20 protein-coding genes and 2 tRNA genes are annotated in these 26215 nt (G+C 61.1%); 11 read left to right on the top strand and 11 right to left on the bottom strand.

Annotated features, from left to right (window positions below; genetic code table 11):
* Positions 1-65 precede the first annotated feature (65 nt).
* The gene (locus tag D0T11_RS14440; protein ID WP_182888420.1) at positions 66-2012 is read right to left on the bottom strand and encodes a T9SS type A sorting domain-containing protein; all 1947 of its coding nucleotides are present in this window, start codon (positions 2010-2012) and stop codon (positions 66-68) included.
* A 181-nt stretch (positions 2013-2193) separates the two neighbouring features.
* Here D0T11_RS14440 and mltG point away from each other — a divergent pair, with 181 nt between their 5' ends.
* The 8 genes from mltG (at position 2194) to D0T11_RS14400 (ending at position 8823) form a co-directional block, all read left to right on the top strand.
* Positions 2194-3270: an endolytic transglycosylase MltG gene (mltG, locus tag D0T11_RS14435; protein WP_119656503.1), complete on the top strand. Its 1077-nt coding sequence runs from the start codon at positions 2194-2196 to the stop codon at positions 3268-3270.
* Between the two features lie 80 nt (positions 3271-3350).
* On the top strand, positions 3351-3836 hold the full coding sequence (locus D0T11_RS14430; protein WP_119656502.1) for an acyl-CoA thioesterase: 486 nt from the start codon (positions 3351-3353) through the stop codon (positions 3834-3836).
* Positions 3837-4027: 191 nt separating this feature from the next.
* Entirely contained in the window at positions 4028-5023 is a 996-nt protein-coding gene (locus D0T11_RS14425; RefSeq protein ID WP_119656501.1) for a YihY/virulence factor BrkB family protein, read from the top strand.
* 115 nt (positions 5024-5138) lie between these two features.
* A tRNA-Ser gene (locus D0T11_RS14420) sits at positions 5139-5225 on the top strand.
* Between the two features lie 78 nt (positions 5226-5303).
* A tRNA-Ser gene (locus tag D0T11_RS14415) sits at positions 5304-5388 on the top strand.
* A 287-nt stretch (positions 5389-5675) separates the two neighbouring features.
* Positions 5676-6035 carry a hypothetical protein gene (locus D0T11_RS14410; protein ID WP_119656500.1) on the top strand — a complete coding sequence of 120 codons (360 nt, stop codon included), beginning with the start codon at positions 5676-5678 and terminating at the stop codon, positions 6033-6035.
* 36 nt (positions 6036-6071) lie between these two features.
* Positions 6072-7316 carry a PAS domain-containing protein gene (locus tag D0T11_RS14405; RefSeq protein ID WP_119656499.1) on the top strand — a complete coding sequence of 415 codons (1245 nt, stop codon included), beginning with the start codon at positions 6072-6074 and terminating at the stop codon, positions 7314-7316.
* Positions 7317-7539: 223 nt separating this feature from the next.
* Positions 7540-8823, top strand: a complete 1284-nt coding sequence (locus tag D0T11_RS14400) for a zinc dependent phospholipase C family protein (RefSeq protein WP_119656498.1) — start codon at positions 7540-7542, stop codon at positions 8821-8823.
* An 87-nt stretch (positions 8824-8910) separates the two neighbouring features.
* On the opposite strand, the gene D0T11_RS14395 is transcribed toward D0T11_RS14400, so the two are convergent.
* The 4 genes from D0T11_RS14395 to D0T11_RS14380 form a co-directional block, all read right to left on the bottom strand.
* Positions 8911-9090 (bottom strand): hypothetical protein, encoded by a 180-nt coding sequence (locus D0T11_RS14395; protein WP_119656497.1) that lies wholly within the window; start codon positions 9088-9090, stop codon positions 8911-8913.
* A gap of 271 nt (positions 9091-9361) precedes the next feature.
* Entirely contained in the window at positions 9362-10819 is a 1458-nt protein-coding gene (locus D0T11_RS14390; RefSeq protein WP_119656496.1) for a TolC family protein, read from the bottom strand.
* A gap of 74 nt (positions 10820-10893) precedes the next feature.
* Positions 10894-13977: an efflux RND transporter permease subunit gene (locus D0T11_RS14385; RefSeq protein WP_119656495.1), complete on the bottom strand. Its 3084-nt coding sequence runs from the start codon at positions 13975-13977 to the stop codon at positions 10894-10896.
* A gap of 100 nt (positions 13978-14077) precedes the next feature.
* Positions 14078-15223, bottom strand: coding sequence for an efflux RND transporter periplasmic adaptor subunit (locus tag D0T11_RS14380; protein WP_119656494.1), 1146 nt, complete (start codon positions 15221-15223; stop codon positions 14078-14080).
* Positions 15224-15469: 246 nt separating this feature from the next.
* On the opposite strand from D0T11_RS14380, the gene D0T11_RS14375 reads away from it, so the two are divergent.
* Positions 15470-15823, top strand: a complete 354-nt coding sequence (locus D0T11_RS14375) for an MGMT family protein (protein WP_119656493.1) — start codon at positions 15470-15472, stop codon at positions 15821-15823.
* 258 nt (positions 15824-16081) lie between these two features.
* A complete protein-coding gene (locus D0T11_RS14370; RefSeq protein ID WP_119656492.1) occupies positions 16082-18883 on the top strand; it encodes a TonB-dependent receptor in 2802 nt (933 codons plus the stop codon).
* Between the two features lie 105 nt (positions 18884-18988).
* Here the strand turns inward: D0T11_RS14370 and D0T11_RS14365 are convergent, their stop codons facing one another.
* The 6 genes from D0T11_RS14365 to xseA all read right to left on the bottom strand — a co-directional run bounded on the left by D0T11_RS14365 (position 18989) and on the right by xseA (position 23945).
* The gene (locus tag D0T11_RS14365) at positions 18989-19414 is read right to left on the bottom strand and encodes a response regulator (RefSeq protein WP_119656491.1); all 426 of its coding nucleotides are present in this window, start codon (positions 19412-19414) and stop codon (positions 18989-18991) included.
* On the bottom strand, positions 19411-20223 hold the full coding sequence (locus tag D0T11_RS14360) for a sensor histidine kinase (RefSeq protein WP_119656490.1): 813 nt from the start codon (positions 20221-20223) through the stop codon (positions 19411-19413). The genes D0T11_RS14365 and D0T11_RS14360 overlap by 4 nt, the downstream gene beginning before the upstream one ends.
* 794 nt (positions 20224-21017) lie before the next feature.
* Positions 21018-21698 (bottom strand): hypothetical protein, encoded by a 681-nt coding sequence (locus D0T11_RS22150; protein ID WP_147374668.1) that lies wholly within the window; start codon positions 21696-21698, stop codon positions 21018-21020.
* A gap of 26 nt (positions 21699-21724) precedes the next feature.
* Positions 21725-22081 carry a hypothetical protein gene (locus tag D0T11_RS14355; protein ID WP_119656489.1) on the bottom strand — a complete coding sequence of 119 codons (357 nt, stop codon included), beginning with the start codon at positions 22079-22081 and terminating at the stop codon, positions 21725-21727.
* Between the two features lie 90 nt (positions 22082-22171).
* A complete protein-coding gene (xseB, locus tag D0T11_RS14350; RefSeq protein WP_119656488.1) occupies positions 22172-22402 on the bottom strand; it encodes an exodeoxyribonuclease VII small subunit in 231 nt (76 codons plus the stop codon).
* A 43-nt stretch (positions 22403-22445) separates the two neighbouring features.
* A complete protein-coding gene (gene xseA / locus D0T11_RS14345; RefSeq protein WP_119656487.1) occupies positions 22446-23945 on the bottom strand; it encodes an exodeoxyribonuclease VII large subunit in 1500 nt (499 codons plus the stop codon).
* A gap of 169 nt (positions 23946-24114) precedes the next feature.
* Here xseA and D0T11_RS14340 point away from each other — a divergent pair, with 169 nt between their 5' ends.
* Positions 24115-26202, top strand: coding sequence for a M13 family metallopeptidase (locus tag D0T11_RS14340; protein ID WP_119656486.1), 2088 nt, complete (start codon positions 24115-24117; stop codon positions 26200-26202).
* The last annotated feature ends 13 nt before the right edge of the window (positions 26203-26215 follow it).

Below are 26215 nucleotides of genomic sequence, written 5' to 3'. Positions count from 1 at the left end.
CTGCAAAAAAAAGAGTCCCGGCAAACTTGCCGGGACTCTTTTGAGGAAGCGCTAAGCGCCCGCCTTTACTGCTTCATGAAGGAACGCGTTACGCTGCCATCGGTGGTAGTGAGGCGGATGGAGTACAGACCGGTTTTGAGCGCGGCCACGTTCACCGAGGCTTCGGTGCCGCTTACCTGCTGCCGCTGTACGCGCTGGCCCAGGGCATTGAATACTTCCAGCGAAGCACCACGGCCCAGGCTGCCTACTTCCACCGTCAGACGGCCGGCAGTGGGGTTGGGGTACACCCGCACGGCTTTGGCGAAGGCGGGCTCACGCTTGCCCAACACCAAATCGGTCAGGCTGCGGGGCAGAATCTGGTAGCCCTCCGTGTAGGGGGACGTGTTGTCGAACTGTCCGCCGATGCCGGTGAGCGAGAACGGACCGGCCGGAGCTGGCTGGTTGTAAAGCGTGGTGCCTTTGTTCACGCGCACCTGGTAGGCTACGCCTTTGGCATCCACTACGTCCACGGTGTAGCCCGAGCCGGTAGCAGTCGTCATCCACTGGGTAGGGTCAACCGAGGTCAGCGGGCCAGGGATGCGGATCAGCTCCGACTCCTCGTTCTCGGTGAGGGCCGTGGTGACTACGCGGGGGGTATACAGTTTCTTGGCCCGGCCGAGGGAAGTAAGATCGGTCAGGGAAATCTGCGTCAGACCGTTGAACTGGTCCAGCGTACCTGCTACCAGCACCGAGTCACCTTCCGTGAGGTTGGCAATAGTCCCAATGTTGGCCGACGAGAACAGACCGAGGCCGCCCGTGTTATCAATCAGCGTCACGAGGTAGCCGGCGGTGCGGGTGTTGGTGCCGTAAATGGTGCCGCGGGCCGATACCGTCTGGCCTTTCTGGGTTGGAACACCAGCCGCATCGTTCACCGTGAGAGCCGCAATGGTCGAAACCGTTGGTGCCGGCGCTACGTCGTTGTCGGTAATGGTGATGGTGTAGGTGCTGGTGCCGAGCGTGGCCACGTTAGCGGGCAGCACGTTCTGCAAGGACAGAATGATGGTTTCGGCCGGTTCTACTACCGCGTCATCAATGATGGTGAGCGTGGCGTTCTGGGTGGTGGCACCCTTGGGAATCGTGATGGTCTGGGTCGTGAAGGTGTAGTCGGCGGGCGAAGTGGCCGTGCCGCCGGGCGTGGCAATCACCACGTCTACTTTCACATCCTGGGAGCTGATGGTGCTCAGCGTAATCGGAATCTGGATGGTACCGGCGCTTTCGTCCACCGTTACGCCCGAAGTGCCGAAGCCAACCGTGGGCGTGGTAGGAGCCACGGCCTTGTTGAGGGTAAAGTCGTCGATGGCGTAGAGGCCATCCGAGCCGGCATCGTTGGTGTCTTTCCAACGGAACCAGATGGTAGCGCCGGCAGCCCAGGCTACCGGAAACGAGCCGGTGATAACCGCCGAATTAGCGGCGGCATTACCGTCCAGCGGCGCGGCCGTCGTCGACGTTTTGGCGAACTCCAGAATGTTGAGCGTGGATACGGCCGTCCAGGTGCCGGTGCTCAGGCTGGTGGCGTCGAGGCTGTACTCAAATACCAGGCTCTCGTCGACCGTCGCATCGGAACCACTGCGCCACTGCTCCGCCTTACCGGCCAGCTGCACTTGCGTGATGGCGGCACCGCTGGTGTTTTTGAACGCGGCCCCGAAAGCCGGAACCGTGGAAGCCGACGACAAGCTGCCGATAGCGCGGTCAGCGGCTCCATCGGTACCCACGTTGTAAACGGCGCCGCTGTTGGAAGTGGCCGTTACGAGCGTTAGCGGCAGGTCCTGGTTGGCAGTGCCACTACCTGACAGACGCACACCATTCCAGCCCGCCGGGTAGGTAGTGCCAGTGGCGGTGAGGACGTCGAAGTTCTGCTTGTATTCCGTGCCATTGAAATCAACGGGCGTCTGGGCGTAGGCGGCCGTGCTCAAGGCAGCCAGACCGGCTACCAGTCCGAGGCGCTGGAGCCAGGAAGAGTAATTCTGTTTCATAAAAAACGGAAATGGTGAATGAACAAGAGAAAGGACGCAACCGGTTAGAAAAGGTTGGCGCGTAGGCGCAGCCGCGGAAACCCCGTACTTTTGCCTACCCAAAGGTATCCATTTCTGGTGGGGCGAGCCAAACGCCTGAGCAGAAATGGTCTGGTACCGTTCTATTACCTTTCTTCGCCCCATGGCCAACACCCGCATCGATTACAAGGCCAACGCCACCCGCCGCCGCAACCGGTTTGCCTACCTAACCGGCATTTTCGGGCTGATTCTCATTACGTTCTCCTACTATTTCTACCAGGTTTTCTTCACGCCCAACGTGGAAACCAAGGGCCGGCCCACTTACGTGACGGTGCGCCGGGGGGAATCGGCCAAAACGGTACTCGACTCCCTGGACGCCTCCGGGGTGATTGTGGACAAGCTGAGTCTGCACTTCGTAGCCCGCCTGATGAAGTACGACCAGCTGGTGAAGCCCGGCCGCTACGAGCTCAAGGACGGCTACACCAACCGCCAGCTCATCAACGACCTGCGCACCGGCAGCCACCGCCTGCCCCTGCGCCTCACCTTCCAGAACATTCGCCTGCGCCAGGATTTGGCCCAGAAGCTGGCCGCTACCATTGATGCCAGTCCCGGCCGTTTCGACTCGCTGCTGAGCTCCCCGCAGTACACCAAAAGCCTGGGCTTCGATACCACCAGTATCCTGACCATGTTCATCCCGAACACCTACGAGCTGGCCTGGAACACGTCGGCCGATAACCTCATGCAGCGCATGAAGAAGGAGTACGAGAAGTTCTGGACGCCGGCCCGCGACGCCAAGCGCCAGGCAATGGGCCTGAGCCGGGCCGAGGTGAGTACGCTGGCCAGTATTGTGGAGGCGGAGCAGCAGCAGCACGCCGACGAGCGGCCCCGGGTGGCGGGCGTGTACCTCAACCGCCTGAAGCGCGGCATGAAGCTCCAGGCCGACCCCACGGTAGTGTACGCCAACCACGATTTCACCATCAAGCGGGTGCTCAACGTGCACCTGACCAAGGATTCGCCCTACAATACCTACAAGTACGCCGGCCTGCCCCCCGGCCCCATCAACCTGCCCAGCATTGCCAGCATCGAGGCCGTGCTCAACCCCGAGAGCCACCAGTACCTCTACTTCTGCGCCAAGGAGGATTTCAGCGGCTACCACGCCTTCGCCCGTAACGAGCAGGAACATCTGGTAAACGCCCGCCGCTACCAGGCCGCCCTCAGCCGCGCCGGAATCATGAAGTAGGTAGTTCGTTTTTCGCTCTTAATCAAAAAACAGAACGGCAGCGAACAACGGAAAACCAACTACGAAAAACGAAAAAACGAATGTACACTTCCGACACCCAAATCCGCGTGCGGTACGCCGAAACCGACCAGATGGGTTACGTGTACCACGGCAACTATGCGGCCTATTTCGAGGTCTGCCGCACCGAGGCCTTCCGGCAGCTGGGCATCAGCTACAAGGCGCTGGAGGCCGAGGGCGTGGGTATGCCGGTGGGCGAAATCCGGACCCGCTTCCGCCGTCCCGCCCGCTACGACGACCTGCTCACAGTGCGCCTGCTGCTCAGGCAGCCCGCCGAAGGCACCCGGGTACTGTTCGAGTATGAAATCTACAACGAGGCCGGCGAATTGCTCACCGAGGGCCACACCCTGATGGTGTTCGCGAGCATGACCACCGGCCGCCCCGTGCCCATTCCGGCCGATATTCTGGCCAAACTCGCGCCCTACTTCTCCGACGACGAAACCGCCGGCCCGCTCACCCCGCCCAAAGCCCCCGTCGATGCGCCCGCCCCAGCGGCATTTCTGAGCTAGAACCAGGAGAAGAAGGGGGTAGAGGTAATCCGGGTTACTTACTGCGAAGGACCCTGTCACGCTGCCAGAAACCGCCGCTATGGTAATTCGAGCGGGATGAGGTCCTTTGCGTTGCCGGTATGCCGGGTGGTTTCGATAACTTTCCGGGCTATTCCTAACTTCCCGGCTTACAAGCGCCCCAACTTCCTGCCATGCAGTTTCCCGTTCGTCGTTATCATTTGCCCGATGTGCGCCGCCGCCGGAGCTACCGGCGGGCCATCGTGTTTCTGAAGCGCCTGCGGTTTGCCCGGGGCCGGGCCTCGGTCTACGATGTGGTGGCCCAACTGCTGCAGGAAATCAAGCTCGATGGCATTGCCAAGCGGGCCAGCTACATGGCCTTCAACTTCACCATTGCCATCTTTCCCACCATTATCTTCCTGTTCACGCTCATCCCCTGGATTCCGGTTCCCAACCTCGACGTAGACATCCTGCAATTTCTCTCCGACCTGATTCCGCGAGAAATGTACCGGGCCATTTCGGGTACCATTGAGGATGTCGTAACCATTCAGCACGGCGGGCTGCTTTCGTTCGGTTTCGCTACGGCCCTGGTGCTCAGCTCCAACGGCATCATGGCCCTGCTCGATGCCTTCGAGAAGAAGTACCCGAACTTCAAGAAGCGCACTTACATCCGCAAGCGCGTTATTGCCACCCTGCTCACGGTGGTGCTCTCCTCGGTACTGCTGATTGCCGTGACGGGCATTTTCTTCGGTACCTACATTATTGATGCGCTGGTGTACAAGGAGATAGTGCCCGAGGCCATGACCGACCAGCTGACGGCCATTCTGCGCTACGGCTCGGTGGTCTTCCTGTTCCTGCTCACCACCAGCCTGATTTACTACTACGTGCCGCCCGTGCACGATAAGTGGCCGTTTGTGTCGGTGGGGGCCATTGTGGCCACGCTGCTCATCTTTGTGGTGTCGTTCCTGTTCATTCTCTACGTCAAGATTTTCGACAGCTACAATCACTTCTACGGCTCGGTGGGCACGCTGGTGGGCTTTATGGTCTGGCTCGATTTCGTGTGCATGACCCTGATTCTGGGCTTCGAGGTGAATGTGAGCATTGATGCCGTGACGGGTGGGGCCAAGCGGCCGGGGTGGTTGGGCCGGCTGGGGCGGGTACGGCGGTCGGCGACGGCCGGCAATAATTAGTGCCTGACAATGAGGGTATAAACGGCGGAAAAAAGAAAATTTTGGCCCGGGGCCTTGTTCATCGCCAAATCGTCGATACTTTTGCCATCCCAAACCACTTTACGTTGGGCCTTATAGAGAGGTGGCAGAGTGGTCGAATGCGACGGATTCGAAATCCGTTATACCTGCAAGGGTATCGGGGGTTCGAATCCCCCCCTCTCTACACGAGGCTTTTTCAGAACGTGAAAAAGCCTTTTTTACCTGCTCCGACGAGCGGCAACGCACTTAACAAGCCTGATTCAGAGGAGTGGCAGAGTGGTCGATTGCGGCGGTCTTGAAAACCGCTGAGGGTTACACCTCCGGGGGTTCGAATCCCTCCTCCTCTGCGAAAACTGCCCGTCGGCAACAGGTTTTTCCAAAAGCTCCCCGGTGTACACCAGGGAGCTTTTTTGGGCTTATGCCTCAACCTGCTAACTGGCTGTACCTGGATGACTCCGGCCAGAAAACCCAGTGAGGCGCTGCGGCCCTCGTTCGGCCCAAAATAGGTCTTCATGCGGTCTGTTCAACGCCTTGCTGGTCAGCAAGGCATAACTTTCGCGGACTTTTCTTTTCTTTTTCGGGAGGCACTGGCGCATAATTTGCTTGCCCGGCAGCCGTACTCTTGTCCGCTTTTATGTCCGACGTGCTTTTCGACGTTAATCTGCAACAACTGCCCGATGAGTTTCTGACGGGCGTGTGGCGGGTCGCCGACCGGGTACTGAACCAAACTGACCCGACCAGCGCGCTGGCCCGGGCCGTGCAGTTTGCCTTGCAGCCAGGCCAGTTAGAACTCAGCGCGCCCGGCCTGCACGACAGTGGCCGGTGGCGGGTGGAGCGCGATGAACTATTGAATCGTCCGTATCTGGAGCTCTACCTGGGCCAGCAGCAAACCCGCGCCCTGGTAACCCGGCTGCGTCGTTCGCGTAGCGGTTCCGAAAGCCAGCTGAGTCTGTACTTTCAGTCGGGAATGGAAATGCAGCTTACCCAGCCCTGATTCTGCTCTGTTGCCCACCTTATTGCCCGATTTTGTATGGCTTCTGACTCTTCTTTACCTCACTCCAACCCCTCTGCCTCGGCCGACACGGCACTGGTTATGGTAGCGACAACCGATGCCACGGGGCGCGTAGCGTATGCCAGCCCGCAGCTGTTGCAGTTTGCGGGCTTTACTACCGCTGAACTCAGTGAGCAGTGGCTGGAGCTGGTCCATGCTGACGACCGGCTGCGCACCAGCACGCAATGGACGGAAGCGCTGGCCGCCGCCCAAACCTACCGGCTGGAGTTCCGGATGCTACGCCACGACGGGCAGTACCGCTGGATTCGCTGCACGGGCTATCCGCAGCTCGACCAGACGGGGCAGGTGCAGCAGTGGATTGTCAGCATCGTGGATGTGGAACAGTTGCGGGGTGGGGGGGCGCCCGACTTCGGAGCCGCCGGCGACTTCAGCTTTCTGGTCGAGCTTATTCCGCAGCTGGTCTGGACCACCGACCCGACCGGGTTTCATACCTACTTCAACCAGCGCTGGACTGATTTTACGGGCTATACGCTTGCCGATAGCGTGGGCTCCGATATGTGGAACAACCTGCTGCACCCCGACGACCAGGAGCGGGCCCGGCAGATCTGGGGTCACTCGCTGGCTACGGGCGAGTTCTACGAAATCGAATACCGCTTCAAAGCCCGGCAAGGCGACTACCGCTGGTTTCTGGGCCAGGCAGTGCCCATGCGCGACGCCGCCGGGGCCATTGTGAAGTGGTTTGGTACCTGCACCGACATTCACGACCAGAAGATGCAGGAACTAGCCCTGCGCAAGCGGGAAGAGGATTTTATAACGCTGGCCAACGTTATTCCGCAACTGGCCTGGATGGCCGACGAAACCGGCTCCATCTTCTGGTACAACCAGCGCTGGTTCGATTTTACCGGCACCGACCTCGCCCAGATGCGGGGCCAGCAGTGGCGGGGTGCCTATCATCCCGACTACGCGGATCATATCACCGCCGGCTTTAAACAAGCCGTAGCGGAAGGCCGCGACTGGGAGGATACGTTCCCGATCCGCCGCCACGACGGCGAGTACCGTTGGTTTCTGAGCCGGGCCCTGCCCGTGCGCGATGCGACGGGTCAGGTGGTTCGCTGGTGCGGCACCAACACCGATGTAACGGACCAGAAGCTGCTCCAGCAACAACTGGAGCGCGCGTATTCCGACCTCGAAGCGAAAGTGATGTTCCGCACCCTGGACCTGGAGCGCGAAGTGCAGCAACTGCGTCAGCGTCTGGGAGAGTGAGTCGGGTTCAGCCAAGCAAGGGAAGCGCCCCGCCCGGGCAACCTGAACGGGCCGGGTAGAGGGCCATACAGCTGGCGCTCGTACTCCGGTCTGAAATCGTTCTGCTTTGCCCGCTGGCGCGTAGCTCTGCTCCTGGCCAGCGGGGCAACAACCACGGCCCGGGATGCCGCGTACAGGCACAACCATCCGGTTGAGCTCACTGCCCGGCCATTTTTGCTGCTCTATGCCCAACTGGATTCTGTGCGTTGCGGTGGCCCTGCTGGGGCTGCTGGCGCGCCCGGCCGCTGCCTATTCCGTGCTCACTCACCAGGCCAACGTGGATTCGACCTGGGAGCCGTGCATGCTGCCGTTGCTGAAGAGCCGCTACCCCGGCGCTACGGCGGAGGAGCTCACGGAGGCCAAAGCCTACGCCTACGGCGGCTCCATTCTCCAGGACATGGGCTACTACCCCTTCGGCTCGGAGTTGTTTACCAACCTTACGCACTACGTGCGCAGCGGCGACTTCGTGCGCAACCTGCTGGATGAGGCGCACAGCCGCAACGAGTACGCTTTCGCCTTGGGGGCGCTGGCCCACTACGCGGCCGACATCAACGGGCACCCGGCCGGTACCAACCGGGCCATGCCCAGTGTGTACCCGGAGCTCAGGGCCAAATTCGGCAACGAAATCACCTACGAGGAGGCCCCCATCCAGCACACTCAGCTGGAGTTTGCCTTCGACGTGGTGCAGGTGGCCTCGGGCCGCTACCGCTCCGCCGATTACCAGCGCTCCATCGGCTTTAAGGTAGATAAGCCGGTGCTGGAGCGGGCCTTCCTGAAAACCTACGGGCTGGAGTTGGGGCAGGTGATTTTCAACGTTGATTTGTCGGTGAGCTCGTTCCGGTTTGCCGTGCGCAACCTCATCCCCATTGCCAGCCGGGCCGCGTGGCAGTCCAAGAAGGGCGACATCCGCAAGGAGATACCCCAGGCCCGCCGCCGCGAGTACGTGTACCGGGAGAGCGAGCGGGACTACCGCAAGCGCTACGGCAGCGAGTATGAGCACCCCGGCACCGGCGCCCGCATTGTATCATATTTCATTCGTGTGCTGCCCAAAATCGGGCCGCTCAAGCCCTTTGCCTTTAAGCTGCCCACGCCCGAGGCCCAACGGCTGTTTAAGGCCAGTTTCCGGCAGGTGATGAAGGACTACTGCACCCTGCTCAAGCAGCAACCCCGCGACACCACCGTGGCCCACGGGCCGCCGCTGCCCAACGCCGATTTCGATACCGGCCGCCCCACCAAGCTGGGCGAATATGCCCTTACCGACCAGACGTACGGGGAGTGGTTACGTAAGCTGGCTGATAAGAAGTTTGAGAACGTAACGCCCGAGCAAAAGCAACACGTGCTGACCTTTTACAAGGAGCCCGGCCGCGAACCCCTGGGCGAAGAAGAAAAAGAGCGGGACAAGCAGCAAAAAACGCAGGAAGCTCTCCAGAAGCTACGCGCGCTGCAACCCGCCAAGAGCGAGAACTAGAGCCATTACCCGGTAAAAGCCACCGCCCGCCTTGCGGTTTTGAAATGGAAGGCGGGCGGTGGCTTTTAGCCAAGTAGCGGCGGCGGCTTAGTAGTAGCGGTAAGCCCGGTAAACGTGGTAGTTCGGGCGGTGCATCCGGTTCTGACCTTTGATTTTGGCCCGTACCGAAGGCAGGATGCGGCCGGTTGCCTGCGCCGCAACTGGTGCGGGCAGGCCAAACGACAACACAAAAAAGACGAGGCTGAGTTGCAGGAGGCGGGTAAACATGGCAGTCGGCGTTGAACCGGGTTGGCGGTGGGTTGCAGGAATGGCTCAAACGTACTACGGCCCGGCGGCTGCCGGAAAACCCTTCGCCCGATCAGTCGGAAAAACCGCCGAATAGCCTCTTTTCTTGGGTAAACATTTTCGGGCTGGTTGGTCTGCTGGCCGACCAGCCGGGTAGCAGTTATAGCCCGGCCTGGCATTGGTGAAGCCGCGCCCGGTGGGCTACCAGCGTTTTCTAGTTGGGCCGGTAGGGGAGAGGGTTGCCGCGAAGGTGCTACCTACGGCCGGCCGGTTCCTCGCGCACCAGCCCGCTGCTGAGGCGGCGCAGAATAATCTCGGCCTGCTTGGCCTGGTAGCGAATATCGAGCAGGCGGGTTTCGGCCTGAAGCTGGGTGCGCTGGGCCTCGCGCAGGGCCAGGGGCGTAAGCAGCCCCAGGCGGTAGCGCTCCAGGGCAATGGCTACGTTTTCGCGGGCCAGCAGAATGTTGGATTCCTCCAGCTCCAGCAGTTGCAGCCGGTTCTGGTACTGGGCGTAGGCTTGCTCGGCTTCGGCATCGAGCTGGAGCTGCACCTGGCTTAGCTGGAGCTGACTTTGCTCCTCTCCAATGCGGGCGTTCTGCTCCTGGCGGTTTTTGTTGAAGCCATCGAAGATGGGCACGGAGGCCACCACGCCGTAGTTAAGGCCCAGGTTACGGTTGGTGCTGGTCGTGAGCAGGGTACCCGCAAAGGCGGAGTTGTTGATGTTACGGCTTAGCCCGTAACCAGTCGTGAGGCCTACTTGCGGAAACCGGGAAGCGCGCACCAGCTGCCGGTCGTAGGTGGTGATGGTCGTATTGGTGAGCGCCTGCTGGAGGCGGGGGTTGTGCTGGCGGATGGCGGCTAACACGGCGGCGCGCTCCAGGTCGCGGGCTACCACAATGGAGTCCTGGGGGCTAAAGTCGAGGTTCGGGTTGCGGCCCAACAGGTTGTTGAGGGTGATTTTGGCCGTTTTCAGGGCTTCCTGCTGCTGAATCAGGGCCGAGCGGTCGGCGTTGTAGTCTACCCGGGCCGTCAGCACTTCCACTTTGGCACTCACGCCCACGTCTACCCTGGCCTGGGTCAGGTCGATGCGGGCCTGCCCGATTTTCAACGCCTCTTCCAACGACGTAATCTTGCCCGATTCGCGCACGACCACGAAATACGAGTCCGTGATGTTGGCCACGGTTTCTTCCAGGGTGGCGCGCGTCAGCAGCTGTTGGCTCTGGCGGAGCGACTTCAGCCGGTCGTAGGCAATGAACATCCCGAAGCCGTCGAAGATGGTCCAGGTGGCGGCCACGTTAGCGTTGAGCTGGTTGTTGGTGGCTCCGTTTACCACCCGGGCCGGGGTCGGGTTCCCTAGCGCGTCGAGAGTGCCAAACTGCTGGCGGATGTTGTTGCGGTTGAAGTTGCGCACCAAGTTGCCGTTCACCGTGGGCAGCTGCCCGGCGTTGCCCCGGGTCACGTTGTTGGTGGCCACCTGCTCATCCTGCCTCGAAATCCGGATGGCGTAGTTGTTCTCTACCCCGAGCCGGATGGCCTCGGCCAGGGCCAGGGGCGGGGCAGGGGCCACCGTTTCGGGCTTTTCCGTTTGGGGCTTGCTCTGGGGCTGGGAGGTCGTTTCGCGGCGCGAAGGCAGTACGGGCGTCTGGGCCAGCAGGGGCGGGGCCGCCGCGAGCAGGGACAGCAGCAGAAGCGAAAAGAAGCGAAATGACATTCAGGGGAAAGCTTTGCTAGGGCAGCAGGATGAAGAATGGTGAAACGATGCCACAGGTACAGGTGCCAGCAACCCTACGCCGTTACCGCCTCCTGCTCTTCAGGAGCCGGCTGGCGGTGCTTTTTGGCCGTGGCGAAGTAGGAGTACATCACTGGCACTACGTAGAGCGTGAGCACGGTGGCAAAAAACAGGCCGCCCACCACGCCAATGCCCATGGCCCGGCGGCTGAGCGCGCCCGCACCCGTAGCCACGGCAATGGGCAGAATGCCCAGGATGGCGCACAGGCTCGTCATCAGGATGGGGCGGAAGCGGGCTGTGGCCCCTTCTACCAGCCCGGCCATGTAATCCATGCCCTGCTCCACCTGCTGATTGGCAAATTCGACGATGAGAATGCCGTTTTTCGTCACCAGCCCGATGAGCATGATAATGCCGATCTGGGAGAACAGGTTGAGCGTCTGGTTGAAGTACCACAAACTCAGCAGCGCCCCGCTCAGGGCCAGCGGCACAGTGGCCATAATGATGACCGGGTCGCGGAAGCTCTCGAACTGGGCCGCCAGCACCAGGTAAATCAGCACCAGGGCCAGCCCGAAGGCGAACAGCAGCGACGAGGAGCTTTCCTGGAAGTCGCGGGAGGCGCCGGCTAATTCGGTGGAGTAGGTGTCGTCGAGGGTCTGGTCGGCAATGGCCTGCATGGCGGCAATACCGTCGCCCAGCGTTTCGCCCGGGGCCAGGGAGGCCGAGAAGGTAGCCGCGTTGTAGCGGTTGAAGCGGTAGAGCTGGGGCGGGGTGCTGCTTTCGGTGAGCGTTATCACGTTGTCGAGCTGCACGATGGCCCCGGTGCGGCTCTTCACCGAGAGCAGGCGCACATCCAGCGGCTGGCTGCGGTCTTCGCGGGCCACCTGCCCGATAATCTGGTACTGCTTGCCGTTCTTGATGAAGTAGCCGTAGCGCTGCCCGCTCAGGCCGGCCTGCAAGGTCTGGGAAATATCCTGCACCGATACGCCCAGGCTCTGGGCTTTGTCGCGGTTGATGTTTACGCGCAGCTCGGGTTTGTTGAATTTCAGGTCCACGTCCACGTACTGGAAGGTGGGGTCTAGGCGGGCGGCTTCCAGGAACTTGGGCACGGCCGTGCGCAGCTTCTCGAAGTCCTGGGTCTGAATCACGAACTGCACCGGCAGCCCGCCACCCCCGCCCGAGCCGATGCTCTGGTCCTGGCTGACGGAGGTGCGGGCGGCGGTGAGGTCCTTCACGCCCGCGCTCAGCGCGTCGGCCACCCGGCTCTGGGTGCGGGTACGGTCGTCGGCGTCCTTGAGCAGCACCCGGGCAATGCCCGAGTTGGAGCTGCCCGACCAACCCGGCGACGTGACGGTGAACAGGCTGTTGAGGTCGTCGCCGGCCGAGTCGCGGGACATCTGCGTCACCTGGGCCATGTACTGGTCCATAAACTCGTAAGAAGCCCCTTCGGGGCCGGTGGCGTTCATGTTTACGCGGCTGCGGTCTTCCACCGGGGCCAGCTCCGAGGGAATAGCCCCCAGGAAAAACCAGATGCCCACCCCCGTGCCCGCCACCACTAGCCAGGCCAGCCAGCGGTTGCGCAGAAAGGTTTCCAGGCTACTGCGGTAGCCGTTGATAACGCGCTCGAAGAAGGGCTCGGTTTTGCGATAGAACCAGTTGTGGGTCTGCTCGCGCTTGAGCAGCCGCGAGCACATCATGGGCGTGAGCGTGAGCGAAACGAAGGCCGAAATCAGCACCGAGCCCGCCACTACGATGCCGAACTCGCGGAACAGGCGGCCGGTAATGCCGGTCAGGAATACCACCGGCAGGAACACGGCCGCCAGCACCACGGTGGTACTGATAACGGCCATCAGGATTTCCTCCGAACCTTTGATGGACGCTTCCCGGGGCTCCTCGCCGTCCTCGATGCGCGAGTAAATGTTCTCCAGTACCACAATGGCGTCATCCACCACCAGCCCGATGGCCAGCACCACGCCCAGCAGCGTGAGCACGTTAATGGAGAAATCCATCAGGTACATCACGAAGAAAATGCCGATCAGCGACACCGGAATGGCCACGATGGGAATGAGCGTGGAACGCCAGTCGCGCAGGAACAGGAAGATGATGACCACTACCAGCACGAAGGCCTCGATGAGCGTGTGCTCGACCTCGCTGATGGATTTGCGGATGAAAACGGAGTAGTCGATGGCTTGGCGCAACTCCAGATCTTCGGGCAGGTCCTTGCCGAATTGGGCAATACGCTTGTTGAATTCGTCGGCAATGTCAATCTGGTTGGAGCCGGGCTGCGGAATCACGGCCAGCGCCACGCCGGGTACTCCGTTCACCCGGAAAATCGTCTGGTCGTTTTCGGGGTAGAGCTCGGCATACCCAATATCCGACATACGCACCAGCGAAGCCGCGTCGCGGCGGATGATGAGGTTGTTGAAGTCCTCCACCGAGGTGAGGCGGCCCATGGTGCGCAGCGTGAGCTGGGTGGCCTGGCCCTGCACCGTGCCGCTGGGCAGCTCCACGTTTTCGCGGGCCAGGGCCTGCTGGATTTCCACCGGGCTCACGCTCAGGGCCGAGAGCTTTACGGGGTCGAGCCAGAGGCGCATGGAGTACTTGCGCTCCCCGTACACCCGGATTTCCGACACGCCGGGAATGGTCTGGAGGCGTTCCTTGAGCGTGTTGTTGGCGTAGTCGGTGAGTTCGAGCAGGGTGCGGCGGTTGGAGCTCAGGTAGGTCAGCACGATGGGCTGGGAGTCGGCGTTGGCCTTGCTCACGGTGGCCGGGTCCATATCGCGCGGCAGACGGCCCTGCACCCCCGATACCTTGTCGCGCACGTCGTTGGCGGCCGTTTCCAGGTCGGCGTCAAGGTCGAATTCGACTTTGATGCTGGCCCGGCCGTCGCGGGAGTTGGAGGTCAGGTTCTTGATGCCCTGCACGCCGTTGATGGCCTCTTCGAGCACTTCCGTCACCTGGCTCTGCATCACGTCGGCCGAGGCCCCGGTGTAGCTGGCCGACACGCTGATAATGGGCGGGTCGACGCTCGGGTACTCGCGGATGCTCAGGTAGCGAAACCCAATCACGCCAAAAATGACAATCACCAGGCTCATCACAAGGGCGAGAACCGGGCGGTTGATACTGGTTGATGATAAACTCATGAGTTATTTCACGCGGTGTCTCGGGGTGGATGACGCAGTGTTTCGGGGTGGTCGTCCACGGTGGGCCACTGCGCTACCCACGGCAAACACTGCGTGAAAGCTATTGGATCACGCGTACCGCGTCTCCGGGCTTTACCTGCAAAATGCCGGTCCGGATGATGGAGTCCCCGACGCTTAGTCCGTCGGTTACCTGAATCAACTTGTTGGAGCGCATCCCGATCTTGATTTTGCGGGGTTCCATTTTGCCGTTTTTCACGGTGTACACGCTGTAACCGGCGGCTTCGGGCACCACGGCTTCGGTGGGCACCTGCAAGGCCCCCTTGGTTTCGCCGAGTTCGAGGTTCACCTTCACGAACGCGCCGGGGCGCAGCTCGTTCTGGGTATTGGCATAGCGGGCGCGCACCGTCTGGGTGCGGCTCACCGGGTCAATCTGCGGGTCGAGGGCGTATACTTTCGCCTCAAACTTGTTGTTGGAGCCCTCGTCGGTAATGGTGATGGGGTCCTGGAGCTTCACCAGGCGGGCGAAGCGGCCGGGCACGGCAAACTCAATCTTTACCGGCTTCACCTTCGAGAGCGTGGTGATGTCGGTGCCGGGGCTCACGTAGGTGCCCACGGTGGCCGTCGTCAGGCCCAGCACCCCATCAAACGGAGCGCGGATGGTGGATTTGGCCAGCGTGGCCCGCAACGCGCCCAGGTCGGCCTGGGCCGTGAGCAGCTGGTTGTTGGCCTGCTCGTACTCCTGGGCACTGATGAATTCCTTGTCGAGCAGCGTATGCTGGCGCTTTTCCTGGTCGCGGTAAAGGCGGATGTTGTACTCCTGCTTGCGCAGGGCGGCCTGGATTTCGGCGGCGTTAATGGTGACCAGCACCTGACCCTGGCGTACCGGCTGGCCCTCGCGCAGGTTGAGACGGGTGATTTTGCCCGCCACCTCACTCTTAATTATCACCGATTCTTCGGCCAGCACCGAGCCCGTGGCGGCCACGGCGTCGGCCAAGTTGGTGGCCTGCACCACGTACACTTCCACCGGCAGGGCGGGGCCGGCCTTGGCGGGTCCATCCTTGCCCTTCCCGCCTTTAGCGGCTCCTTTACCACCGCCTTTGGCTTCGGGGGAGGGGAAGTACTTCAGCTTGGCGAACACCAGCCCACCCACCACGGCCAGGGCCACCAGCAGCCAAAGGATGCGGTTGCCCACTCCGCCGGGGCGGGTTTCGGCTACTTCTGATTCACTGTATTCCTGGGTCTGCATGGGGAATTTCAACGGCGGTTACCGGGCGGCCTCACTGCGCAGGCACCCGTTGTAACACTCACAACGCAGCGCTCCTGCCGCAGGTTGGTGCAAGGCGGCACCGGACTGGATAACGGGGGTAAGACACCGAAAATGCGCCGGGGTTGCGCCGGCGGTGAAGTGGGAAGGTGGTGAAATAGTGAGTTTGACCTCCCGTTTGCCCTACTTGCGCCGCCTGCTCGTTTCCACTCACTACGCACTACGCCCATGATACCCCGCAACCCCACCGAAGCCCAGCGTAATTTCTTCCAGGAAGTTCATGCGGTGGTGCGGCTGGTGCCGGCGGGCCGCGTGACGACCTACGGGGCCATTGCCCACTACCTGGGTGCCCGGCACGGGGCGCGCATGGTGGGCTGGGCCATGATGGCCGCCCACACCGCCCACGCCTACGTGCCGGCTCACCGCGTCATCAACCGCAACGGGCAGCTCACGGGCCGGCTGCACTTCGCCACGCCCACGGCCATGCAGCAGGCCCTGGAGGCGGAGGGGGTGCGCGTAGTGGAGGATCAGGTGGCGGAGTTCAAAACCGTATTCTGGGACCCGGCTACCGAACTGGAGTAAGCCCCGCCCATAGCGGCCGCCCGCTATGGGCGGGGCCGCGCAACCGAACAACTCCGTAAGCAGCGCACAGGGCGCACAGGGCGCACAGGGCGCACAGGGCGCCTGGCCACTGGTGCGGCAGAAGACGCCCGGGCGCACCGGCAGTGCGCAATTCTGTTGGTTCGCGGAAATAGTGAATCCAGCCTTTTTTTCGGTTTCCTGCTACTTCTCAAACCCTTACCTTTGCCTGTGCAAACGCTGCACCCCTAGGACTACTGCATGAAACACACCTTACTTTCTTTTGTATTGGTTTGCCTGGCCGCTTTGTCGGCGCTGGGTCAGAACACCTTCGCTATTAAGGGGCGCATCCTTGATAAGCTTTCCGGCGAAGCGCTGCCCGGCGCGACGGTGCAGGTAGTGGGCGACGGGACCAACACGGGGGCCGGGGCCGAGGAAAGCGGCAGCTACATTGTGCCGGGTCTCAAGCCGGGCACTTATACTGTGCGGGCCTCCTTCATCGGCTACAAAGTGCTGGAGCAACAGGTGAAGGTGACCACCCAGAATGCCACCGCAACCTTCAACCTGGTGTCGGATGGGGCTACGCTGAGTGAAGTGCAGGTAGTGGGCTCGTTGGGGGTGGCCGTGGAGCGTTCCACGCCCGTGGCCTTCGCGGCCGTAAGCGAGGTGAAGCTGCGCGAAACCCTGGGCAACCGCGACCTGCCCTTGATTCTCAACGAAACGCCCGGCGTGTACGCCACCCAGGGCGGCGGCGGGGCCGGCGACTCCCGCATCAACATCCGGGGCTTCGACCAGCGCAACGTGGCCGTGCTCGTGAACGGGGTGCCCGTCAACGACATGGAAACAGGCCAGGTGTTCTGGTCGAACTGGGATTTGGGCGACGTGACCAAGAGCCTGCAAGTGCAGCGCGGCTTGTCGGCTTCCAAAATTTCGGTGCCTTCTATCGGTGGTACCATCAACGTACTCACCAAAGGTTTCGACGACAAGAAGGCTGCCCTGGCCCGGGTTGAAACCGGCTCCAACAACTACTTCAAGTCTTCGCTGATGCTGAGCAGCGGCACGCTCAAGGGCGACTGGGCCGTTACCGCCTTCGGCTCCCGCCGCACCTCCGATGGCTGGGTGGACAAGACGTTTGACGATGCCTGGACGTACTTTGGCAACATCAGCAAGCGCCTGGGCCGCCACCGCCTCTCGCTCACGGGCATGGGCTCGCCCCAGAGCCACGGCCAGCGCAGCTTCGCCCAGCCGGTGGGCCTGTACTCGACTGCCAAAGCCCGGGAAATCGGCGCTAACCCCATTGCCGGCGGCAACCGGGGCTTCGACTACAACCAATACTGGGGCACGCTCACTCGGTACGACCGCAACCCGGTTACCCGGGAAGTAACCAACGTGGGCGACAAAGAAACCCTGAACGAGCGGAGCAACTACTACCACAAACCCCAGATCAACCTCAACGACTACTGGCAGGTGAACGACAAGCTGTTCCTGAGTGCGGTGGCCTACGCCTCGTTCGGCAATGGCGGGGGCGTAAGCGGCCTGACCACTGGTAACAGCAGCACCATCAGCACGGCCAATGGCCAGACGGACTTTCAGGGCATCTACAACGCCAATGTCCGCAACTATCCTTTCGTGCTCAACCCGGTTACCCGTAAGAACGACACGCTGTTCACGCAGGAGCGGCGGTCCAGCCAGTTTTTAGTTAACAGTGTGAACAGCCACCGCTGGTACGGCGGCGTAGTAGGGGCCGACTATGCACTGTCTGACAAGCTCACCCTCTCCGCCGGCCTCGACGGGCGCCTGTATCGGGGCCTGCACTACCGCGAAGTACGCGACCTGCTGGGCGGCGACTACACCCACCTCAACTACACGCCGGGTACCACCCGCACCACCGGCAACCTGAACGAGGCCCCCGGCACCCGCCTGCGCGAAGGCGACAAAATCAGCTATAACTACGACGGTAAAACCCAGTGGGCCGGCGGCTACGGCCAGATCGAATACAAAACCCCGGTGCTGTCGGCCGTAGTAAGCGGCACGATTTCCCAGATCCGGTACAAGCGCATCGACTTTTTCCGGGCTAAGCAGGTAACTGTGGATGGCAAAGCCTACGACGTGCCCTTCGAAAAGCCCGTTACGGTAAACGGCCAAACCTACACCAACGCCGACGGCCAGAACCTGGAAACGCCCTGGGCCGATTTCACGGGCTACAGCGTGAAGGCCGGAGCCAACTACAACATCACGGAGCGCAACAACCTGTTCGTGAACGTGGGCTACAACAGCAAGGTGCCCTTCTTCAACCAGGTGTACACGTCCCAGGGGCTGCTCTACAAAAACGTGAAGCCCGAGGGCATCACCAGCGTAGAGGCCGGCTACGGCATCAGCTACCCCAGCCTGAAGGCAACCCTAAACGCCTATTACACGCTCTGGGCCAACAAATCCACCAACTCCGTTTCTACGGCCACGGGGGAAGTGGTGTACAGCACGGTGCGCAACATCAATGCCCGCCACATGGGCGTGGAAATGAGCGTGGCCCAGGAAATCAGCCGCAGCCTGCAACTCAACGCCGCCATTTCGGTGGCCGACTGGCGCTGGACGGGTAAGGGCCTGCTGAACCAGACCAACGAATCGAACGAACAGATCGGCCAGATCGACCAGCCGGTGTACCTGGATGGCGTGCATGTGGGCGACGCGGCCCAGAACCAGTTTCAGCTGGGCTTGCGCTACGAGCCGATCCGCGGGTTGTACGTGCGGCCATCTTTTCTGGTATTCTCGAAGTATTACGCGGCCTTCAACCCCGAAAGCATTCTAGAAGAAGACTCCCGTACTGATGCCTACCGTCTGCCCACCACCAAAAACCTGGACCTGCACTTCGGCTACGAGCTCAAGCCAGTGTATAACGACAAGGTGCGGATCGGCCTGCGGGCCTCGGTGCTGAACGTGCTCAATGAGTATTACTTCACCGACGTCTCGAACCGCAACAGCTCGAACGTTGCCAACCCGAACCTGCTGAATGCCTTCTTCAACCGGGGCCGCACGTTCACCGTGGGCCTGTCGGTGGGCCTGTAACCAAACAACGCACTGCTTGCGCATACAAAGAGCCGCCCCGGTACCGGAGCGGCTCTTTGTATGCGCAAGCAGTGCGTTGGCAAAGCAGCCTGGCCCCGGCGCGGATTAAAGCGAAACCGACAGCAGCGGGCGGGGTGGGATAGGGCCGGGCTTGAGGGTGATGACGTGCTGGATGGTCCCCAGCACCTCCTCCGGGCTGGCGTTTTTCAGCAGGTAGCCGTGGGCTCCTTCGGCCCGCAGCGAGTCGATGAGTTCGGGCTCATCGTGCATGGAGATGATGATCGAGCGCACCTGCGGGTACTGGGCGCGCAGCAGGCGCACGGTTTGCAGGCCGTCGAGCACGGGCATCTGCAAATCCATGAGAATCACGTCGGGAATAGTGCCGTGGTCGAGGTGTTCGAGTAGCTCCTGGCCGTCGCCGGCTTCAAAGAGAACCTCCATGCCGGGGAAGCCACTGATGAGGGCACGCAGGCCCTTGCGGAACAGAATATGGTCGTCAACTACGGCGAGGCGTATGGAAGGTGTGGTCATGCCAGGGGTAAAGTAGAGGGCTGATTGGTAACAAGATACGGGAGCGGCAACGAAATCCAAACCTTGGTGCCCTGCCCGGGGGCTGATTCGTGGCGCAGGGTACCCCGCAGAACGCCCACGCGGCTGCGCAGGTTGGTGAGGCCCAAACCGGTACGGGAGCCCGGGAGCGGGGGCTGGTCGGGTAGGGTGGGGTCGAAGCCGATACCGTTGTCGGAGTAGCGCAATGCCAAGGCCTCGGGGCCGAACTCCACGACCACGTGAATCTGGCTGGCGTGGGCGTGGCGCAGGCCGTTGCCCAGCAGCTCCTGCACCACCCGGTACACAATCAGCTCGTACTGGGCATCGAGGCGGTGGGGCTGGCCGTGCTGCTCCACGCTCACCTGGGTAGGCCCGTCGGCCGGAATAGTGCGCGCCAGGGCCTCCAGGGCAAAGGAAAGCCCGAATTTCTGGAGGGCCGCCGGCAGCAGGTTGCGCGAAATCCGCCGCACCTCATTAATGGCCTGATCGAGCAGCAGGGTGGCTTCCTGAGTGAGCTCGGGCTGGTTGAGCGTGTTGAGGTGGAGCTTGACGATGGCCAGCGTAGTACCCACCCCATCGTGCAGGTCGCCGGCAATGCGGCGGCGTTCCTCTTCCTGGGCCAGCAACGCTGCCTCCAGGGCCTGTTGCTGGCCGGTTTCGTGCAGCTCCTGCATTTCCAGCTGCTGCTGAATCAGGCGGCGCTGGTAGCGCACCACAAACCCCACGATGCCCAGGGCCAGCAGCAGCAGGATGGGCGTCACGAGGACCAGGGGCAGGAGCGCGTCGGGCATAGAGGAGGGAGCCAGTAACCCGGCTGGCCGGGTTACTGGCTCAAGATAAAAGGATTTATCCTACCAGATGCGGCGGGAGTACCCGATACTGCCACCTTTTGCCCGGGGGCCGCCACCCCAGCCGCAACCGCAGCCACCGGGGCAGGGCGTGGCGTGGCGTTACGCCCATCGGGAAGAGCGCTATAAGAGGTACAGCAGCAGGCCGAAATGAATGGCGCGCAGGGAAGGGTAGAATTCGGGAACTGTATTTATGAGATATCGCTCGCTAAATTAATGAAGCTGTTTAGAAAGTCAAAAAGTCTGTCATCCTGCGCTTGCGAAGCGCCTTATCACGTCCGCACAACTCGGAAATAAGTCGAAATAGGCCCGCTTAATAAGGCGCTTCGCAAGCGCAGGATGACAGATTTTTTGACTTTCTAAACAGCTTCTGTGCAGTCTTCAGGTAAAAACAATGAAACGGGGCACAAAACCTGCATTATAAGGTCAGGGACAAGGCGCTGCCTTTCGAGACGCAAGGTGTCCCCGTTTCGAGGAGCTGGCTACCTTTCACTTGAAAGGCACTACATCATACAAGCGACGCATCTTTCTGGCTGCTCGTTGAATGGTAACGGACCAACGGCGCGGACGACAAGATGTAGAGACGTGTCCTTACAGATCAGGTCTATGGTTCACGAAACCGATATAAATGAGTTAAGTGGTGGAGGGAATCAATGGCGAAATGATGCTGTTCGCGCAGCCGCTATATAGCTGGTAATTATAGTGGCAATATATGTATATATTGCATGTTGATTTTTTTATATAATTGTTGCTTTTTTATGTTCTATATTGATTAATAAAAAAGATCGAAACAATGTTATTGCTAATAACAAAACTAATAATGAATTGAATAAATATATTTTTCGTGCGTTGTACTCATCATTAAAAACAATGAAATGGTTAACAGTAAGATATAATATAATAGTTCCGGATAAATAAATTACTATGCCTACGGTTGCTACAAACAAAGGAATTTTTTGAATGGGAATTTGTCTTTTTTGAATAGCTATTCTTTCAAAGAATAAAAATGATAAACCTATAATAAAAACACTTTCGACTAAGTTCGTATACGAGTTTATTTTGTCGAAACCTTCCAGCCATAAAGAATCTATAAATGCAAATAATAAGAATATAGCAGCTAGAATGCGTATATGCTGCTTGGCCTTTTTGTCGATAAATTCATCGTGATATATCTTGATATATAGCAGTGTTTCGCCGATAGTAGATATATGAATGAAGGGTAGATTGTAGTGAAAAATATAATTTCCAATGCGTGTCAGTACGAACATGCCAAACAGATAGGCAGGCAGGTATGCTAATATTCGCATACCACCACGTAAAGAGCGCCTTTTATAGACGGCTAAAGTGGCTGGAACAAGCATGAAGGTGTACGCTATTGCTTCCACAATGTCACAGAAGGCCTTAAACCAGACAGGCATTGCGTGAGGTACTGATATTAGCAGCATTAACTATTCAACGTATTCTGTAGACTACAGCAAGGAGGGCACGGCTGATTATTAATGCTGATGCTCACGGGCAGATCAGTTTCGTCGGCTGATGTTCTGCCGTCCATACTTTGCGGCACCATTTCTGGCGAAGCGGGTAAAATGTCGTGCTGGTTGGCATCGTAACCAACCAGCACTAGCTTGGGAGCTCCCACTTCGTCTAATCCATAATAAGCCCGCACGCCCACGCAGCCGGACTGGCTCAGGATGCCTTGCAGGGTTTCGGCGGACAGGCAGTGGGCTTTAATGCCATTGGGATTCTGGTCCCGGTAGTTGCGGGTCCAGGCGCTGGCTTGTTGCAGATCATCGTTCGTCATAGGTGCAGCAGAGAAGAAGAGAGGAGGTAAAATCCAAATATAAGGGAAAGACTATCACCTGCGCTATAACTTAGCCAGGAAGGCTGTGTATTATTCCTCTGCGAATTTCTCGTCCTCTTCCTCCAGATTCTCGAAAACCTGGTCGATGGCCTGTTCGGCGGAGCGGAGCTTGAGCTTGCAGAGTCGGATGAGTTCGGCCGAGCGCTGGACGCGTGTGGTGAGGTCGTCCACGTCCACGGCATCGGTTTCGAGGGCACGCAAAATGGTTTCGAGTTCCTCGATGGCTTGGCGGTAGGTGAGTTCAGTAGGCTTAGGCGGCATGGGGCGGAGGTGAAGGTTAGGGAGAGCGAAGAGCGAATTCGATCTACCGCAAGAAGAGGGGCAGTTGCCCCCCAACGCGGGCGGGAACTACCGCGTCGGGTAGGCACAGCAGAATTTCCTGGCCCGGCCGGAGGGGGCCGGTTATGGGGCGGCCCTTGGGCGTGAGCAGGCGCACGGTGCCGGGCGGGGGTAGGGTCGGCAGCTGGGCCAGGCGCAGCTGCTGGCGGTGCAGCAGGCGCAGGGCAGCCAGTTGCAGGGCGTGGCGGCGGCGCAGGAGCTGTTCGCGGCGGCGGCGGTGCAGGCGGCGGAACCGCTGGGCCAGGGTGCGGCCCCGCTGGCGCAGGTGCTGCTCGTGGTGGCGCAGGGCATGGCGGGCCGCCCGGTGCAGGTGGTGCCGCTTGCGGTCCAGCCCCTGGCTTTGCTGGCGCAGCTGCGCCCGGGGCGCAGCGGCCGCCAGCCGGATGCGCTGGTGCAATGCGTGGCGATGCTCCACTAGCTGGCCCTGGGCGGCGCGGTGGGCCTGGCGGAGCAGGCGGCTGAGCTGGGCGGCCTGCTGCTGCACCTGGTGCTGGGCCAGTTCCCGGATGCGGCTGCCGTAGCCTTCCAGCGCGCCTTCGAGGCGGGCCAGTCGCTCGATGAGGTAGGCGGCTACGGCGGTGGGCGTTTTCAGGGCCAGATGGGCGGTCAGGTCCACCACGGCTTCGTCGCGTTCGTGGCCGATGCCGGTGAGCACGGGCAGCGGAAACGCGCCCACGGCGGCCGCCAGTCCAAAATCATCAAAGGCCAGCAAATCGGTTTTGGAGCCCCCGCCCCGAATAAGCACCACGGCCTCGAACTGGCGGCGCCGGCCCCGGATGGCGTCGAGGGCGGCCCGGATGCTGGCCGGGGAACCTTCGCCCTGCATGGTGGCCGGGAACAGGGTGAGCGCAAAATCGTAGGGTGCTTCCTGGAGCTGGTGCACGAAATCCTGCCAGCCGGCGGCCGTGGGCGAAGAAACGACGGCCACCCGCTGAATCCCGATGGGCAGGGGCAGCCGTTGCTGTCGGTCGAGCAAGCCCTCGGCCTGGAGCCGGCGCAGCGTTTCGAGGCGAATCCGGGCCAGGTCGCCAACGGTGTAGGTGGGGTCGAGGGCCAGCACATCGAGGCTCAGGCCGTACTGCTCGTGGAACTTGACCTGCACCCGCAGCATAATTTTGAGGCCCGGCCGCAGCGTGAGGCCGGTTTGCTGCTCGAAGGCGGCCGCCAGCTGCTGGTAGCGCGCACTCCAGATGGTAGCCCGGGCCTGGGCCTTGAGCTGGGCTCCGCGGGCGGTGGTGTGCTGGTCGGTGAGGGTGAGGTAGCAGTGCGCCCCCACGGTGCGGGGCAGGGTCAGGTCCGAAATTTCGGCAACCACCCAGTAGGAATCCGCGAACCGCTCACTCAGCGTCTGGCGCACCCGGGCCAGCAACTCGCTCAGGGGCAATGCGGCGGGTGGCAGAACTGCCCCGGCGGGCGAGGCAGGCGACGGAAGCCCCGGCTCGGGGCGGCGGTTGTAAAGTGGCATCAGACCCGCAAGATACGCACTCGGGCCGGGTGGAGCACCGCCCGGCGGCGCGGGTATCGGGGGCGTTTAGTGAGCCCATGGTGGCGGCGGCCCGGTCCGGGAAAATGAATCATTTCCCGATCATTTGGTAGATTTACCTTTCCACCTTACCCTTCAATCTTTCCTGCTCATGAAAAAAAATAACCCTCTTACGCTGCTGGCCGTGGCCGCTGCCGGCCTTTCGCTCGGTAGCTGCGCCACCAGCCAGCCGGTAGCCACCACGGCTGCCCCGGCCACCACCACGCCGGCCCCGGCCGATCCGAAGGGTGTGGGCCTGAACGTGGCCAACATGAACCCCAACGTGAATCCGTGCGACGACTTCTTCCAGTACGCCTCGGGTAACTGGCTTCAGAACAACCCGATTCCGGCGGCGGAGTCGCGCTGGGGTTCCTTCAACGAGCTGGCCGACAAGAACAACACGGTGATGCGCCAGATCCTGGACGAATCGGCGGCCAACACCTCGGCCGCCAAGGGTTCCAACGGCCAGAAGGTCGGCGACTTCTACGCCTCGGCCATGGACTCGATGGCCATCGAGCAGGCCGGCCTGAAGTATTTGCAGCCCGAGCTCAACCGCATCAACGCCATTAAAACCCTGGCCGACCTCCAGAAGGAGGTGGTCCACGCCCAGAAAATCCAGACCGGCGCGTTCTACAACGGCTACGTGGGCCAGGACGACAAGAAGAGCGACGAGTACGCCGTGAACCTCTACCAGGGCGGCCTGAGCCTGCCCGACCGCGACTACTACCTCAAGGACGATGCCCGTTCCAAGAGCATTCGCACGGCCTATATTGCTTACCTGACCAACACGTTTAAAATGGTGGGCGACAACGACGCCACTGCGGCCAAAAACGCGGCGGCCGTGCTGGCCATCGAAACCAAGCTGGCCAAGGCCTCCAAGAGCCGGGTAGCCCTGCGCGACCCCAACGCCAACTACCACAAAATGACGTTGGCTGAGGCTGGCAAGCAGTTCCCGAACCTGAACCTGGCCAGCTCGCTCAAAATGATGAACCTGGGCGCGGCCCAGCAGGTGATTGTGGGCCAGCCCGAGTTCTTCAAGGAGCTCAGCGACCTGATGAAAAAGGAGCCGCTGGCTAACCTGAAAACGTACATGCGCTGGCACCTGGTGTCGTCGTTCGCCTCGGCCCTGCCCAAGGCCTACGGCGACGAGCAGTTCCGCTTCGCGCAGGTGCTCACCGGGGCCAAGCGCCAGCAGCCCCGCTGGAAGCGCATGCTGCGCTCCACCGACGGCGCCCTGGGCGAAGCTTTCGGCCAGGTGTACGTGGAGAAGGCCTTCACGCCCGATACCAAGGCGAAGGCCCTCGTGATGGTAGCCAACATTAAGGCCGCCATGGGCGAGCATATCCAGCAGCTCGACTGGATGAGCGCCGCCACCAAAACGGAGGCCCTCAAGAAGCTGGCCGCCTTCACCGTGAAAATCGGCTACCCCGACAAGTGGAAGGACTATTCGGCCCTCACTATCTCGCGCGAATCCTACCTGCAAAACGTGCTGGCCTCCCGCGAATGGGGCTACAACGACAATGTGAGCAAGTTCGGCAAGCCCATTGACCGCCAGGAGTGGGGCATGACGCCGCCCACGGTGAATGCCTACTACAACCCGAGCATGAACGAAATCGTGTTCCCGGCCGGTATCATGCAGCCGCCCTTCTTCGACCCCAACGCCGACGACGCCGTGAACTACGGGGGTATGGGTGGGGTTATCGGCCACGAAATCACCCACGGTTTCGACGACCAGGGCCGCCAGTACGATGCCCAGGGCAACCTGCGCGACTGGTGGACCAAGGAGGACGCCGACAAGTTTCAGCAGCGGGCCGACATGGTTGACAAGCAGTATTCGGCTTTCTCGCCCCTGGATTCAGTGTACGTGAACGGCAAGCTCACGATGGGTGAAAACCTGGCCGACTTCGGCGGCCTGGCCCTGGCCTACTCGGCCCTCCAGAAGGCCAACGCCGGCAAGCAGGTGCCCAAGTTCGATGGCCTCACGCCCGAGCAGCGCTTCTTCCTGGCCTGGGCCCAGGTGTGGCGCACCAACGCCCGCCCCGAGTACCTGCGCCAGCAGGTCATGACCGATCCGCACTCCCCGGCTCAGTACCGCACGGTGGGGCCGCTCATGAACATGCCCGAGTTCTACGAAGCCTTCGGCTGCAAGGAGGACGCCAAGATGATGCGCGCCCAGGCCGACCGCGCCCGGATATGGTAGGGGTTCGGTTTGA

It is taken from the genome of Hymenobacter rubripertinctus (assembly GCF_003583925.1).
Classification (GTDB): Bacteria; Bacteroidota; Bacteroidia; order Cytophagales; family Hymenobacteraceae; genus Hymenobacter; species Hymenobacter rubripertinctus.
This window is presented reverse-complemented; position numbering and strand designations above follow the sequence as displayed.

Bases quoted from the DNA above. Each gene is read 5' to 3' on its own strand.
- D0T11_RS14365 (WP_119656491.1), bottom strand. From the start codon at position 19,414: ATGACCACACCTTCCATACGCCTCGCCGTAGTTGACGACCATATTCTG.
- D0T11_RS14385 (WP_119656495.1), bottom strand. From the start codon at position 13,977: ATGAGTTTATCATCAACCAGTATCAACCGCCCGGTTCTCGCCCTTGTG.
- D0T11_RS14405 (WP_119656499.1), top strand. From the start codon at position 6,072: ATGGCTTCTGACTCTTCTTTACCTCACTCCAACCCCTCTGCCTCGGCC.
- mltG (WP_119656503.1), top strand. From the start codon at position 2,194: ATGGCCAACACCCGCATCGATTACAAGGCCAACGCCACCCGCCGCCGC.
- D0T11_RS14395 (WP_119656497.1), bottom strand. From the start codon at position 9,090: ATGTTTACCCGCCTCCTGCAACTCAGCCTCGTCTTTTTTGTGTTGTCG.
- D0T11_RS14410 (WP_119656500.1), top strand. From the start codon at position 5,676: ATGTCCGACGTGCTTTTCGACGTTAATCTGCAACAACTGCCCGATGAG.
- D0T11_RS14390 (WP_119656496.1), bottom strand. From the start codon at position 10,819: ATGTCATTTCGCTTCTTTTCGCTTCTGCTGCTGTCCCTGCTCGCGGCG.
- D0T11_RS22150 (WP_147374668.1), bottom strand. From the start codon at position 21,698: ATGCCTGTCTGGTTTAAGGCCTTCTGTGACATTGTGGAAGCAATAGCG.
- D0T11_RS14440 (WP_182888420.1), bottom strand. From the start codon at position 2,012: ATGAAACAGAATTACTCTTCCTGGCTCCAGCGCCTCGGACTGGTAGCC.
- D0T11_RS14430 (WP_119656502.1), top strand. From the start codon at position 3,351: ATGTACACTTCCGACACCCAAATCCGCGTGCGGTACGCCGAAACCGAC.
- D0T11_RS14400 (WP_119656498.1), top strand. From the start codon at position 7,540: ATGCCCAACTGGATTCTGTGCGTTGCGGTGGCCCTGCTGGGGCTGCTG.
- xseA (WP_119656487.1), bottom strand. From the start codon at position 23,945: ATGCCACTTTACAACCGCCGCCCCGAGCCGGGGCTTCCGTCGCCTGCC.
- D0T11_RS14355 (WP_119656489.1), bottom strand. From the start codon at position 22,081: ATGACGAACGATGATCTGCAACAAGCCAGCGCCTGGACCCGCAACTAC.
- D0T11_RS14370 (WP_119656492.1), top strand. From the start codon at position 16,082: ATGAAACACACCTTACTTTCTTTTGTATTGGTTTGCCTGGCCGCTTTG.
- D0T11_RS14360 (WP_119656490.1), bottom strand. From the start codon at position 20,223: ATGCCCGACGCGCTCCTGCCCCTGGTCCTCGTGACGCCCATCCTGCTG.
- D0T11_RS14340 (WP_119656486.1), top strand. From the start codon at position 24,115: ATGAAAAAAAATAACCCTCTTACGCTGCTGGCCGTGGCCGCTGCCGGC.
- xseB (WP_119656488.1), bottom strand. From the start codon at position 22,402: ATGCCGCCTAAGCCTACTGAACTCACCTACCGCCAAGCCATCGAGGAA.
- D0T11_RS14375 (WP_119656493.1), top strand. From the start codon at position 15,470: ATGATACCCCGCAACCCCACCGAAGCCCAGCGTAATTTCTTCCAGGAA.
- D0T11_RS14425 (WP_119656501.1), top strand. From the start codon at position 4,028: ATGCAGTTTCCCGTTCGTCGTTATCATTTGCCCGATGTGCGCCGCCGC.
- D0T11_RS14380 (WP_119656494.1), bottom strand. From the start codon at position 15,223: ATGCAGACCCAGGAATACAGTGAATCAGAAGTAGCCGAAACCCGCCCC.